This window comes from Pectobacterium fontis (genome assembly GCF_000803215.1).
Lineage (GTDB): Bacteria > Pseudomonadota > Gammaproteobacteria > Enterobacterales > Enterobacteriaceae > Pectobacterium > Pectobacterium fontis.
In genome coordinates this window covers 195,258-208,825 of the sequence record NZ_JSXC01000033.1, presented here as the reverse complement: position 1 = coordinate 208,825, position 13,568 = coordinate 195,258, and the positions used below count along the sequence as shown (strand labels likewise).

Annotated in this window: 14 protein-coding genes; 10 read left to right on the top strand and 4 right to left on the bottom strand. The window is 53.9% G+C overall.

Going from position 1 to position 13,568, the window contains the following annotated elements; genetic code table 11:
- The 4 genes from hslV to rraA form a co-directional block, all read left to right on the top strand.
- A partial coding sequence (hslV, locus tag OI69_RS11270; RefSeq protein ID WP_039350167.1) for an ATP-dependent protease subunit HslV occupies window positions 1-482 on the top strand: 482 nt, incomplete at its 5' end.
- A 9-nt stretch (window positions 483-491) separates the two neighbouring features.
- Entirely contained in the window at window positions 492-1,823 is a 1,332-nt protein-coding gene (gene hslU / locus OI69_RS11265; RefSeq protein ID WP_039350166.1) for an HslU--HslV peptidase ATPase subunit, read from the top strand.
- Between the two features lie 145 nt (window positions 1,824-1,968).
- Entirely contained in the window at window positions 1,969-2,886 is a 918-nt protein-coding gene (locus OI69_RS11260) for a 1,4-dihydroxy-2-naphthoate polyprenyltransferase (protein ID WP_039350162.1), read from the top strand.
- A 120-nt stretch (window positions 2,887-3,006) separates the two neighbouring features.
- Entirely contained in the window at window positions 3,007-3,492 is a 486-nt protein-coding gene (rraA, locus tag OI69_RS11255) for a ribonuclease E activity regulator RraA (RefSeq protein WP_039350159.1), read from the top strand.
- A gap of 259 nt (window positions 3,493-3,751) precedes the next feature.
- Here rraA and zapB read toward each other — a convergent pair whose 3' ends face one another.
- Window positions 3,752-3,991 carry a septal ring assembly protein ZapB gene (gene zapB / locus OI69_RS11250; protein ID WP_010281529.1) on the bottom strand — a complete coding sequence of 80 codons (240 nt, stop codon included), beginning with the start codon at window positions 3,989-3,991 and terminating at the stop codon, window positions 3,752-3,754.
- Between the two features lie 528 nt (window positions 3,992-4,519).
- On the opposite strand from zapB, the gene OI69_RS11245 reads away from it, so the two are divergent.
- The 4 genes from OI69_RS11245 (at window position 4,520) to fpr (ending at window position 9,048) form a co-directional block, all read left to right on the top strand.
- Window positions 4,520-5,359, top strand: a complete 840-nt coding sequence (locus tag OI69_RS11245) for an MIP/aquaporin family protein (protein WP_039350156.1) — start codon at window positions 4,520-4,522, stop codon at window positions 5,357-5,359.
- Between the two features lie 53 nt (window positions 5,360-5,412).
- Complete coding sequence (glpK, locus tag OI69_RS11240; protein WP_039350153.1) at window positions 5,413-6,924, top strand: glycerol kinase GlpK; 1,512 nt, start codon at window positions 5,413-5,415, stop codon at window positions 6,922-6,924.
- Between the two features lie 253 nt (window positions 6,925-7,177).
- A complete protein-coding gene (gene glpX, locus OI69_RS11235; protein ID WP_039350151.1) occupies window positions 7,178-8,188 on the top strand; it encodes a class II fructose-bisphosphatase in 1,011 nt (336 codons plus the stop codon).
- Window positions 8,189-8,301: 113 nt separating this feature from the next.
- A complete protein-coding gene (fpr, locus tag OI69_RS11230; RefSeq protein WP_039350148.1) occupies window positions 8,302-9,048 on the top strand; it encodes a ferredoxin--NADP(+) reductase in 747 nt (248 codons plus the stop codon).
- A 9-nt stretch (window positions 9,049-9,057) separates the two neighbouring features.
- On the opposite strand, the gene OI69_RS11225 is transcribed toward fpr, so the two are convergent.
- A complete protein-coding gene (locus OI69_RS11225) occupies window positions 9,058-9,480 on the bottom strand; it encodes a DUF805 domain-containing protein (RefSeq protein ID WP_039350146.1) in 423 nt (140 codons plus the stop codon).
- 197 nt (window positions 9,481-9,677) lie between these two features.
- Between OI69_RS11225 and OI69_RS11220 the strand changes: the two genes are divergently transcribed.
- Both OI69_RS11220 and tpiA read left to right on the top strand, forming a co-directional pair.
- On the top strand, window positions 9,678-10,277 hold the full coding sequence (locus OI69_RS11220; protein ID WP_039350143.1) for a YiiQ family protein: 600 nt from the start codon (window positions 9,678-9,680) through the stop codon (window positions 10,275-10,277).
- Window positions 10,278-10,443: 166 nt separating this feature from the next.
- A complete protein-coding gene (gene tpiA / locus OI69_RS11215; RefSeq protein WP_039350140.1) occupies window positions 10,444-11,211 on the top strand; it encodes a triose-phosphate isomerase in 768 nt (255 codons plus the stop codon).
- A 139-nt stretch (window positions 11,212-11,350) separates the two neighbouring features.
- Here tpiA and aguA read toward each other — a convergent pair whose 3' ends face one another.
- Window positions 11,351-12,454, bottom strand: a complete 1,104-nt coding sequence (aguA, locus tag OI69_RS11210; RefSeq protein WP_039350138.1) for an agmatine deiminase — start codon at window positions 12,452-12,454, stop codon at window positions 11,351-11,353.
- Between the two features lie 3 nt (window positions 12,455-12,457).
- Window positions 12,458-13,342 carry an N-carbamoylputrescine amidase gene (aguB, locus tag OI69_RS11205; protein ID WP_039350136.1) on the bottom strand — a complete coding sequence of 295 codons (885 nt, stop codon included), beginning with the start codon at window positions 13,340-13,342 and terminating at the stop codon, window positions 12,458-12,460.
- Between the last annotated feature and the right edge of the window lie 226 nt (window positions 13,343-13,568).

The following is a 13,568-nucleotide window of genomic DNA, read 5'->3' as shown; positions in this document are numbered from 1 at the left end:
GTGATGGACAAGCCACTCTGGGCAACACCGTGATGAAAGGCAACGTGCGTAAGGTGCGTCGTCTTTATCATGACCGCGTTATCGCGGGTTTCGCAGGCGGCACAGCGGATGCCTTTACCCTTTTTGAGCTTTTTGAGCGCAAGCTGGAATTACATCAGGGTCATCTGGTGAAAGCCGCTGTCGAGCTGGCGAAAGACTGGCGTACCGATCGTATGCTACGCAAACTGGAAGCACTGTTGGCCGTCGCAGACGAAAATGCGTCACTGATCATTACCGGTAATGGCGATGTCGTACAGCCTGAAAACGACCTGATCGCCATTGGTTCCGGCGGGCCTTATGCGCAGGCCGCCGCGCGTGCTTTACTGGAAAACACCGAGCTGGGTGCCCGTGATATCGTCGAAAAATCGCTGGGGATTGCTGGCGACATCTGTATCTACACCAACCAGTTCCACACGATAGAAGAATTAGCCTCCAAGGCGTAAGGATCAACTATGTCTGAAATGACCCCGCGCGAGATAGTCAGCGAACTCGATAGCTATATCATCGGCCAGCATCAAGCGAAACGCGCTGTTTCCATCGCGCTGCGTAACCGCTGGCGCCGTATGCAGTTGGACGAAGCGCTCCGCCATGAAGTGACGCCTAAAAACATTCTGATGATCGGCCCGACTGGCGTAGGTAAAACCGAGATCGCTCGTCGTCTGGCGAAGCTCGCCAATGCGCCGTTCATCAAAGTAGAAGCGACCAAGTTCACCGAGGTCGGCTACGTGGGTAAAGAAGTGGATTCTATCATCCGCGATCTGACGGATTCCGCGATCAAAATGGTGCGACTCCAGTCCATCGAAAAAAATCGCTTCCGTGCGGAAGAGATGGCGGAAGAGCGTATTCTGGACGTGCTGATCCCACCCGCGAAAAACAATTGGGGACAGGCAGAAAGCACACCTGAGCCTTCCGCTACACGTCAGGCATTCCGCAAGAAACTGCGTGAAGGCCAATTGGACGACAAAGAGATCGAGATCGATCTGGCTGCCGCCCCCGTTGGCGTAGAGATCATGGCGCCGCCGGGCATGGAAGAGATGACCAATCAACTCCAGTCTATGTTCCAGAATCTGGCGGGCCAGAAACAGAAATCCCGCAAGATAAAAATCAAAGATGCCTTCAAGCTGCTGGTGGAAGAAGAAGCCGCCAAGCTGGTGAACCCGGAAGAACTGAAACAGCAGGCGATTGAGGCCGTTGAACAGCACGGTATCGTGTTCATCGATGAGATCGACAAAATCTGTAAGCGCGGCGAAAGCTCCGGCCCTGATGTGTCCCGTGAAGGCGTTCAGCGCGACTTGCTGCCGCTGGTCGAAGGCTGCACCGTGTCCACCAAACACGGTATGGTCAAAACCGACCATATCCTGTTTATCGCGTCCGGTGCGTTCCAGGTTGCCAGCCCATCCGATCTGATTCCTGAATTGCAGGGACGTCTTCCGATTCGCGTAGAGTTGCAGGCGCTGACGACGGAAGATTTCGAGCGCATTCTGACCGAACCGAGCGCCTCGCTGACCGAGCAGTACAAAGCGCTGATGGCGACGGAAGGCGTAGAGATTTCATTCACCGCCGATGGCATCCGTCGTATTGCCGAAGCCGCCTGGCAGGTCAATGAAAGCACTGAAAACATCGGCGCACGCCGTCTGCATACCGTGATGGAGCGCCTGATCGAAGACGTTTCTTACGATGCCAGCGAAATGAACGGTCAACGTGTTACTATTGATGCAGATTACGTCCGTAGTCACCTAGATGAATTAGTCGCAGATGAAGATCTGAGTCGATTTATCTTATAATCCGTTTTCGCAGATCGCATGATTAACGATAAAATGGGAGGCGCTGGCCTCCCATTTTTGTTTCTGACGTCGCCATCACTGACTTTTTTTATTTATAAACGGATGATTCACGCCATTGAATCGTCAATAAAAATCGAAGCACACCATGACCTTATTGACCCATAGCAGCAAAACCAAAGCCTGGCTGGATAGCCTGCGTCCACAAACGTTGCCATTAGCTTTTGCGTCCATCGTCACTGGCTCGGCGATTGCAAGCTGGCATAGCAGCTTTAAACCGGGCGTAGCATTACTGGCGTTGTTGACCGCCGGACTGCTGCAAATCCTCTCTAATCTGGCAAACGACTATGGGGATGCGATAAAAGGCAGCGATACCGAAGAACGCATCGGGCCATTGCGCGGTATCCAGACGGGCGCTATTACGCTGGCGCAACTGCGCAATGCGCTGATTGTCACCGTCGCGCTTACCATTATTTCCGGTGTGAGTCTGATCATTCTGGCGTGTGAAAAGCCCGAAGATATCTTTGGTTTCCTGATTCTGGGGCTACTGGCGATTTTTGCCGCCATCACCTATACCGTCGGCAACAAACCCTATGGGTATATCGGACTGGGTGATATCTCGGTGCTGATCTTTTTCGGCTGGCTCAGCGTCGCAGGGTCGTATTACCTGCAAACCGGGCACTTTGACAGCATCGTCATATTACCTGCCACGGCCTGTGGCCTGCTGGCAACGGCGGTATTGAACATCAACAATCTGCGCGATATCGACAACGATCGCATCAGCGGCAAAAACACGCTGGCGGTGCGTCTTGGTGCGGAAAAAGCGCGTTTCTACCACACGATGCTGCTGTTGCTGGCTCCGGTGTGCCTCGGCCTGTTTGCGACATTTTATCTGCACAGTCTGGCGGGTTGGCTGTTTATTCTGGCGCTCCCGTTGCTGATTAAACAGGCGCGCTATGTGCTACGTGAAACCAGCGCCTTCAGCATGCGCCCAATGCTGGAAAAAACGGTGAAAGGCGCGCTGCTGACCAACATTCTGTTCGCCGTTGGCGTGATACTGAGTTAAGCGTGGGCAAAAAGCGACGCGCATTTACTGATGCGCATCAAGTTAACATTTGATGATTTTGCCAACAGCCGCCAGAAAGGGATATACTCATGATCCCGGCGGCAAACAGACGTTAATCCTATGAAATACGATACTTCCGAACTGTGCGATATCTACCACGAAGAGGTGAATGTTGTTGAACCTCTGTTCTCTAACTTTGGCGGGCGTACTTCATTTGGTGGCAAAATCACCACGGTGAAATGTTTTGAGGATAACGGCCTGCTGTTCGATCTCTTGGAAGAAAACGGCCTCGGGCGCGTGCTTCTGATCGATGGCGGAGGCTCCGTGCGCCGTGCGTTGATCAACGCGGAAATCGCCCGATTGGCGACGCAAAATGAGTGGGAAGGCATTGTCGTTTATGGCGCGGTGCGTCAGGTTGACGATTTGGCCGAGCTGGATATCGGTATTCAGGCGATGGCGGCGATTCCGGTTGGTGCCAGCAGCGAAGGCATCGGCGAGAGCGATATTCGCGTCAATTTCGGCGGCGTCACCTTCTTCTCCGGTGACCATCTGTATGCCGACAATACCGGCATCATTTTAGCGGAAGACCCGCTGGATATTGAATAATATCGTTGAATTGTTGGGGAATTGATGGCGTCGAGCGATGATAATGGGTAGATCGTAAAGACGCTGTGAATGCATCCCTGTACGCTCGAGCCGCGCAATATGAATCTCATCCCTGAGATTCACCCTTACAGGGCCGTCGCAAGCGACGTTCAAAAGCGTCACTGACGCTTTTGTCCCTGGCGCGGACGCTTTACTCTTCTATCCCATTATCACCGTTCTAATTCAGTGGAATAGGTTTCTCAAACTGTCAAAATTCCGATTAGACTTCTTCCATTTTGCCTAACAGCGCGCGCAGGCGCTCTTGCCACACCACTTGCTCTTCTTTCAACTGTTCGTTCTCGCGCACCAGCGCCTCACGCGAACCTGCCGCCGCCTGAACATCCTGCGACAGCGCGTTGTTCTGTTCTTTCAGCTCTTCAATTTCCATTTGCAACAGCGTGATAGTATCAATCGCCTGCTGAACTTTCGCTTCCAGCTTTTCAAACACTTCAAATGACATTCTTCAAACCCCTTTTAATCGCAACAAGGCAAAGATCGGTTAACGCTGGCTTTCGGACTCTTAACCAACACCCCACGGTGTCGCGTCATCCGTCCGTAAACATAATCCTGACCACGGGACGGCTGGCAAGACAGACCATAGCGAAATTGTATGTAGCCAATAGTCCTCTGTCTAGCAGACATCCCTTACTACGCGAGTGTGGCAGCTTTTCTTACGTAACACTATCAGTAGAAACTGAAAAATGGCAGTACACATGTAAAACCACCGCGAACGCTTCTCCACGACACCGATTGTGTTAATAAATTTAACGCGAGCGTTACTCTTTGCCATGCGTGAAAAATCACCGCGAGTCATTTTATAGGCGAATACGCTCATTTTTTTGACACGCAACACACATTTCAATTTCGATATTTCTCGTTTTCGAACATTAACGATAAATTCACATCATAAATACATTTAAAACAGAGGGTGCCGCCAGACGGTATCCTTAGACCTACCACTCTGTATGTTACCTAGCAGGAAAAAAATATGAGCCAAGCAGAACGTTCAACGCTAAAAGGCCAGTGCATCGCCGAATTTCTCGGTACTGGCCTGCTGATTTTCTTCGGTGTCGGCTGTGTCGCCGCATTGAAGCTGGCAGGAGCCAGCTTCGGACAATGGGAGATCAGCATCATTTGGGGTCTGGGGGTGGCGATGGCAATCTACCTGACTGCCGCCATTTCCGGCGCTCACCTCAATCCGGCCGTCACCATCGCCCTGTGGCTGTTTGCCTGCTTCGATGGGCGCAAGGTCGTGCCCTACATTGTGGCGCAGATTGCTGGTGCATTTTGTGCCGCTGCGCTGGTGTACGGCCTGTATCACAATCTGTTTGTCGATTTTGAACAAACCAACAATATGGTACGCGGCAGCACGGAAAGCCTGAACTTAGCGGGCATTTTCTCAACGTATCCGAATCCACACATTTCCGTCATGCAGGCGCTGTTAGTTGAGACAGTCATCACCGCCATCCTGATGTGCCTGATTCTGGCGCTGACCGATGATGGTAACGGCATCCCACGCGGGCCACTCGCGCCTTTGTTAATCGGTATTCTGATTGCCGTTATTGGTGCATCAATGGGGTCATTGACTGGCTTCGCCCTCAACCCGGCGCGTGACTTCGGGCCTAAACTGTTCGCTTTCCTGGCAGGCTGGGGCAAGGTGGCCTTTACCGGCGCACGCGACATTCCCTATTTTCTGGTTCCTATTTTTGGCCCCATTATCGGTGCCTGTCTGGGTGCCGTCGGTTATCGCGCGCTGATTGGCCGTAATCTGCCATGCGATGTGTGCGAACCCGAGGCAGAAGCTACCCCTCGTCGTGAAAGCCGTTAAACTTAACGCCACGACCATCCTATTTCACGGTTAATCATTACAGGATTGGATTTATGAACCCGGAAAAAAAATACATTGTCGCGCTCGACCAGGGCACTACCAGCTCCCGTGCCATCGTACTGGATCATGATGCTAATATCGTGAGCATCTCGCAGCGTGAATTCACCCAAATCTATCCGAAAGCGGGCTGGGTCGAGCACGACCCGATGGAAATTTGGGCCTCGCAAAGTTCCACGCTGGTCGAAGTGCTGGCCAAGGCCGACATCAATTCGGATGAGGTCGCAGGCATTGGTATCACTAACCAGCGTGAAACCACCGTCGTATGGGAAAAAGAGAGCGGCAAACCGATTTATAACGCCATCGTCTGGCAGTGTCGGCGTACCGCTGAAATTTGTGAAAAGCTGAAGAAAGACGGGCTGGAAGAGTACGTTCGTAACACTACCGGTCTGGTAGTCGATCCCTACTTCTCCGGCACCAAGGTGAAATGGATTCTGGATCACGTTGAAGGTTCCCGCGAACGCGCCAAACGTGGTGAACTGCTGTTTGGTACGATTGATACCTGGCTGATTTGGAAAATGACGCAAGGGCGTGTTCATGTAACGGATTACACCAATGCTTCCCGCACCATGCTGTTTAACATTCATACGCTGGAATGGGATACGCGCATGTTGGAAGCGCTGGATATCCCGCGTGAAATGCTGCCGGAAGTGCGCGCCTCTTCAGAAGTCTACGGTCAGACCAATATCGGCGGTAAAGGCGGCACGCGTATTCCTATCGCCGGTATCGCAGGGGATCAACAGGCGGCGCTGTACGGCCAGCTTTGCGTCAACCCTGGACAGGCGAAAAACACCTACGGCACCGGCTGCTTCCTGCTGATGAATACCGGTAAAGAGGCGGTGCTGTCCAAACACGGCCTGCTGACCACCATCGCCTGCGGCCCACGCGGCGAAGTCAATTACGCGCTGGAAGGATCCGTGTTCGTTGGCGGTGCCTCTATCCAGTGGCTGCGTGACGAATTGAAACTGATCGGCGACTCAATGGACTCCGAATACTTTGCCACAAAAGTGAAGGACACTAACGGCGTCTACGTTGTACCGGCCTTCACCGGTTTGGGCGCGCCTTACTGGGACCCGTACGCCCGTGGCGCGATCTTTGGCCTGACCCGCGGCGTGAACGCGAACCACATTATCCGTGCAACGCTGGAGTCCATCGCCTTCCAGACCCGCGACGTACTCGATGCGATGCAGGCCGACGCCGATACGCGGTTGAAAGCACTGCGTGTTGATGGCGGTGCGGTGGCCAACAACTTCCTGATGCAGTTTCAGTCCGATATCCTCGGCACGCGCGTAGAACGCCCGGAAGTCCGTGAATCCACCGCACTGGGTGCGGCTTTCCTGGCTGGCCTTGCCACGGGCTTCTGGAACGATCTGGATGAAGTGAAGAGCAAAGCGACTATCGAGCGTGAATTCCGCCCCAGCATCGAAACCGTGGAGCGTAACGTTCGCTATAGCGGCTGGCAGAAAGCCGTGGCGCGTGCCCGTAGCTGGGAAGATCACGACGCGTAATCCCTCTACGCATCCCTCAATACCGGGCGCACCTGTCGCGCCCGTTTTTTCATCTTGCTCAATCTGCGACCTTCCCCGTTGTGATAACATCCCTGTCCATATCCGAATGTTGCTCGTTTAAGCACCGAGATAGCGGGGCGGCCACGGTGCGAGGGATCCCTGCGGGAACCTCATCACCGGGTTTCCCCTCAATCCAGACTTAAGTGGCTAACATGAGGCCACTCCTTTCCCGATCGACAACAGACAGGTATTTATGAAACGTGAATTAGCCATCGAGTTCTCGCGCGTCACCGAAGCCGCCGCGCTGGCAGGCTATAAATGGTTAGGCCGAGGCGATAAAAACGCCGCCGATAATGCCGCCGTACAGGCGATGCGCATCATGCTGAATCAGGTCAATATCAACGGTCAGATTGTCATCGGCGAAGGGGAAATCGACGAAGCGCCAATGCTCTTCATCGGTGAGCAGGTCGGCACTGGTCAGGGCGATGCTGTGGATATCGCCGTCGATCCGATTGAGGGTACAAGGATGACAGCAATGGGTCAGGCGAATGCGTTGGCCGTGCTGGCCGTTGGCGAAAAAGGCGCATTTCTGCATGCTCCAGACATGTACATGGAAAAGCTGATCGTCGGGCCAGAGGCAAAAGGCGCGATTGACCTCAACCTGCCGCTGGAAGACAACCTGCGTAATGTCGCGCTGAAACTGGGTAAACCGCTCAGCCAATTAACCGTGACGACGCTGGCTAAACCGCGCCACGCTGCCTGCATCGCGCAAATGCAGCAACTGGGCGTGAAAGTGTTCGCCATTCCTGACGGCGACGTAGCAGCATCCATCCTCACCTGCATGCCGGACAGCGAAGTTGACGTGCTGTACGGCATTGGCGGCGCGCCAGAAGGCGTGATTTCAGCCGCCGTTATCCGCGCGCTTGATGGCGACATGCAGGGGCGTCTGTTGGCCCGTCATCAGGTTAAAGGCGATAGCGCCGAAAACCGCCGCATCGGTGAAGACGAACTGGCACGCTGCCGCCACATGGGCATCGAAGCCGGTGGCGTCCTCAAACTGGATGATATGGCGCGTAACGATAATGTGATTTTCTCCGCTACTGGCATCACCAAAGGCGATTTACTCGACGGGATCATGCGTAAAGGCAACATGGCTACCACCGAAACGCTGTTGATCCGCGGCAAATCCCGCACGATCCGCCGGATTAAATCGACGCACTATCTGGATCGTAAAGATCGCACACTGCACGAATTTCTGCTGTAGCAGGCCGTTACCCGACGGACTGATTGTTTCACTGTTGTTAATAAATAGCGTATCGTAGACGCTCGACTTACATGCAGTTTGAAGTATGACGGGTACAACAGGAGCAGAAAAATATGGCTGAGTGGGTGACAGGCAAAGTGGTTCAGGTGGAAAACTGGACAGAAAGTCTGTTTAGCATTCGGGTTAACGCCCCCGTGGATTCATTCACTGCCGGGCAGTATGGCAAACTGGCGCTGGAGATTGATGGCGAGAAAGTGCAGCGCGCATATTCCTATGTCAATGCGCCCAGCGATCCCACGCTTGAGTTCTATCTGGTGACCGTGCCGGAAGGCAAGCTCAGCCCGCATTTGCATACGCTACAACCCGGTTCGGACGTCATGATCGTTAAGGAAGCCGCAGGCTTTTTCGTACTGGAAGAGATTCCTGACTGCGAAACGCTGTGGATGTTGGCAACCGGTACAGGCATCGGCCCGTATCTGTCCATTCTTCAGGAAGGTAAGGATCTGGAGCGCTTTAAGAATATCGTGCTGGTTCACGCCGCCCGGTTCTCACGCGATCTGAGCTATCTCCCGCTGATGCAGCAATTACAGCAGCGCTACCACGGCCAACTGCGTATTCAAACGATTGTCAGTCGCGAGGAAGAAACTGGCTCGCTGACAGGCCGTATTCCCACGTTGATCAGCAACGGTACGCTGGAAGCCGCCGTGGGATTGCCGATGGATACCGCAACCAGCCACGTCATGCTGTGCGGTAACCCGCAGATGGTACGTGATACTCAGTTGTTGCTGAAAGAAGAACGTCACATGACCAAACACCTGCGCCGCAGACCTGGCCATATGACTGCCGAGAACTATTGGTAAACCTCATTATCAGCGGCGGAAGCGAAACGGCTCCGCCGCAGTGCCAAACCGATTTTCCCCTTTTGTTCCCAGAAAAACGCCACAGTCGAGCAACGTCATCGCAATAATCAGGATCGGCAGGAAGCGGCCAATACCCCACTGCCAGATAGCGGAAAACATCGTCCAGTTCCCCGAGGCCAGCATCCACGCCACCACGACCAGCAGCGCCCACCAGCCGCTCTTATTACGATCGTGCAGCCGTTTCACCATAATCGCCGCTGTCGGCCACAGCAAAACCACCAAACCAAACGCCGTTGATTGCGTATCCAGCCAGCTTTGGCCAGACAGCGTAAACAACACCGCCATCAACGCAAACCAAATCCCCATCCAGAGCCAAAAATCACGACGACCGACGCGGCCTTTAAACGAGAAGCACCATTGCTGTAATGTCATTAACCATAACGCCCTGAATTGTCAGCCTGCCTGGCCGGATGAATCGGTATTTTTGTTCTGCTGATTTTACCTTAATCCCGATAATTACCCGCAACCTTTACGCGATTTTTGACAACGACGTACAAATGCCGCTTTAATCAAACGTATTCTGCCGTTATCGGCCCGGACATCTTCTGAAGTAGCTGAACCGAATCCCTATGACACGAAAACGCATCACTTCACTTTTGGTTTTATCATCGCTGGTGTTGTACCAAACTCATGCGGGAGCCGATCCGACGTTCCCGCCCACCACCTCAGCCAATGCGCCCTATCTGCTGGCGGGTGCCCCCACCTTCGATCAAACCATTACGCAGTTTCGTTCCCGCTACAATCTGAGCAATCCCACGCTGCCGATCGGTGAATTTCGCGTTGTCGATACCGGTAATCCCATCAGCATATTGACCCGCGCCGCCAGCCGCATTAACGATCACCTCTATGCCTCAACCGCGCTGGAAAAAGGCACAGGGAAAATCAAAACGATGCAAATTACCTGGCTACCACAGCCACAGATCGAGCAAGAGACCGCGGCGCGTCGCAAGCAGGCTATCAATTATATGGCTGCGCTGGCACGCGCATTTGCGCCTTCGCTGACGGAAGAACAGAGCCTGAAAAAGGTCACCGAACTGCTGGAAAAAGGCAAAGGGCAGCGCTTTTATCAGCAAACGGAAGGTGCCTTGCGTTATGTGGTTGCAGATGATGGCGAAAAAGGGCTAACTTTTGCTGTTGAACCGATTAAGCTAACGCTATCTGAACCGTGATCAACACAGTAATTCATGACGAAAAACAGAGCCACGGTCACATTTCGTCTCTATACTGTGGGCAGGTCATACTGCCTGATGGCAGTAAAATTTATGCATTGGTTCATTACTACCTTGATTTATTAACATATTGATTCATTCGCGATTCCGGCTGGAGGAAAAAAAGATGCGACATCCATTAGTTATGGGTAACTGGAAGCTGAACGGCAGCACTCACATGGTCAACGAACTGATCGCGGGTCTGCGTAAAGAACTCAGCACCGTTGACGGCTGCGGCGTAGCGATTGCACCACCTGCCCTCTATCTCGATCAGGCTAATCACCAACTGGCAGGCAGCCGCATTGCGCTGGGTGCGCAGAACGTTGACGTGAACCTTTCCGGTGCTTTCACTGGCGAAACCTCTGCCGAGATGCTGAAAGATATCGGTGCGAAATACATCATCATCGGCCACTCTGAGCGCCGCACCTACCACAAAGAAAGCGATGAATTCATTGCGAAGAAATTTGGCGTGCTGAAAGACGCGGGCCTGATTCCGGTGCTGTGCATTGGTGAAACCGAAGCAGAAAACGAAGCGGGCCAGACGGAAGCAGTGTGTGCGCGTCAACTGGATGCTGTGCTGAATACGTTGGGCGCGAAAGCGTTTGAAAACACCGTCATCGCTTACGAACCAGTCTGGGCTATCGGCACCGGCAAATCTGCCACCCCTGCGCAGGCGCAGGCCGTACACAAATTCATCCGCGATCACATCGCCAAGCAAGATGCTGCCGTTGCGGAACAAGTTATCATCCAGTACGGCGGTTCGGTGAATGCGGCCAATGCCGCAGAATTGTTCACCCAGCCGGACATCGACGGGGCGCTGGTTGGCGGTGCATCGCTAAAAGCTGACGCTTTTGCGGTCATCGTGAAAGCCGCCGCCGACGCGAAACGCGGCTAAGCGTTTAGAAAAAACGGACGGACATCGGTTCGTCTAATCAAATCAAAAAGCCGGTTCACGCTGTCGCGCCAACCGGCTTTTTTATGGCGAGCAAAATACTCGCCCTCTTCTTTTCAGCAGTCTGCTAACAGCGCAACGCTTACTTCACCGCCGGGATTTGCTGCGTAATGCAGTGAATATTTCCCCCACCCAGCAGGATTTCCCGTGCAGGCACGCCGCTGATCAGATAGCCAGGGAACATCTGTTGCAGCAGATCGCGTGCAACGTCATCGGTTTTCTCATCCAACAGCGGGAAAATAATCTGCTGATTACTGATCAGGAAATTCACATAAGAACCAGCTAAACGCAAACCGGCAAGGCGCTCAATCGCATCGCCGCTGTCCACCCCCTGCGCTTCCTCTTTGGTCGCATACAAGGGGCCGGGTGCAGGCAGTTTCCAGATTTTCAACTCACGACCTTGCGCATCCCGCGACGCCGACAGCACCTCATAGGCCGCGACAGAGCGAGCATATTGCGGATCGGTTTCATCATCCGTCCAGTGCAGTGCCACTTCACCGGGGCGCACAAAACAACACATGTTATCGATATGCCCGTCGGTTTCGTCGTTGTACACGCCCTCTTCCAGCCAGATAACCGTCGAAATATCGAGGTAATCCCGCATGAGCTGTTCGATTTCCGCTTTGCTTAAATGCGGATTGCGGTTCGGATTGAGCAAGCATTCCGCCGTGGTCAGCAGCGTGCCCTCACCATCAACATGGATCGAGCCGCCTTCCAGAATCAGCGGCGCGGCATAGCGTGCGGCCTGATGATAGTCCAACACCTGGGCGGCGACGTTCTCGTCCTGACGCCAGTCTTCGTACAGGCCGCCCAGTTCACCGCCCCAGGCGTTGAACTGCCAGTCGATACCCCGACGTTCGCCCGCCGGATTCAGCACGATAGTTGGGCCAGTGTCGCGCATCCAGGCATCGTCGCTTTCCATTTCCACCAATGTGACGTTCACTGGCATCACTTGTTGCGCCTCCGCCATGTAGCGCGCAGGTACGCCCATGATAACGGGCGTGTTGCGGGCGATGGCTTCTGCCACGCGTGCGAACGTTTTCTGCGCCGGAACGCCCTGTTCGCGCCAGTTGTCGGTACGGTACGGCCACATCATCCACACGGCGTCATGCGGTGCCCATTCGGCGGGCATCGCAAAACCATCCTGACGCGGCGTGGTGAGAGGGGAAGTCGATAACTGTGGCATCACTTATCTCCGGGTTTTACCGTCAGAGGTGGCGAGGGCACCGTACATATCAGGACGACGGTCGCGGAACAGGCCCCATGAGGCACGCTGCGCCGCAATCGCTTCTAAATCAAATTCATGCACCAGAATCGCTTCATCCGTTTTGTTGGCCTGTGCCAGCAGCGCACCGGTTTGATCGGCAATGAAAGACGAACCGTAGAACGTCATTTCCAGACCGTCAATATATTTGCTGGCTTCCGTCCCAATACGGTTGGAGGCGATCACGGGAACCAGATTCGCGGCGGCGTGACCTTGCTGAACCCGCGTCCAGTGCGGCTGGCTATCGATATCCGGGTAAGCCGGCTCAGAGCCAATCGCGGTCGGATAGAAAATCAGCTCTGCTCCCTGCAACGCCAGACTGCGCGCGGTTTCCGGGAACCACTGATCCCAACAGATACCCACGCCGATTTTTGCGTAGCGCGTCTGCCAGACTTTAAAACCGGTGTCGCCCGGAATGAAGAACTGCTTCTCCTGATACGCCGGGCCATTCGGAATATGGGTTTTGCGGTACACGTCCAGCACGGCACCATCCGCGTCAATCATCACCAGCGAGTTGTAATAGGCGTTATTGGCGCGTTCAAAGAAGCTCAACGGCAGCACCACGTTCAGCTCCGCCGCCAGCGCGGAAAAATGCCTAATCAGCGGGCTGGTTTCCAGCTCCTGCGCCAACGCGTAATGCTCTGGGCTTTGATCGATACAGAAATACGGTGCGGCAAACAGTTCCTGAATCAGGATAACCTGCGCGCCTTTTGCATGCGCTTGTCGCACCAGTTTTTCGGCGTTTTCAATATTCTTGGGCAGATCCCAGGAACACGCCATTTGTGTTGCGGCAACGGTAACTTTTTTCATGCGAAAACCTCAATAATCTCTAGATATACCCGCCCTTATACGCCGGGCAGATATTAGCAAGTAAGCACTTTTCTCGGCAATTAGCGCTAGCATGCATCGACGCCAACAGGCGCGACCCTAACGAGTGTAGGCCAACACGCCGACTCATGCCCGACGGGAACGTCTCGTTAAGGTATTAACCGACAATGACCTACGCATTATGCCAGTTAATGGCAACACATCACTA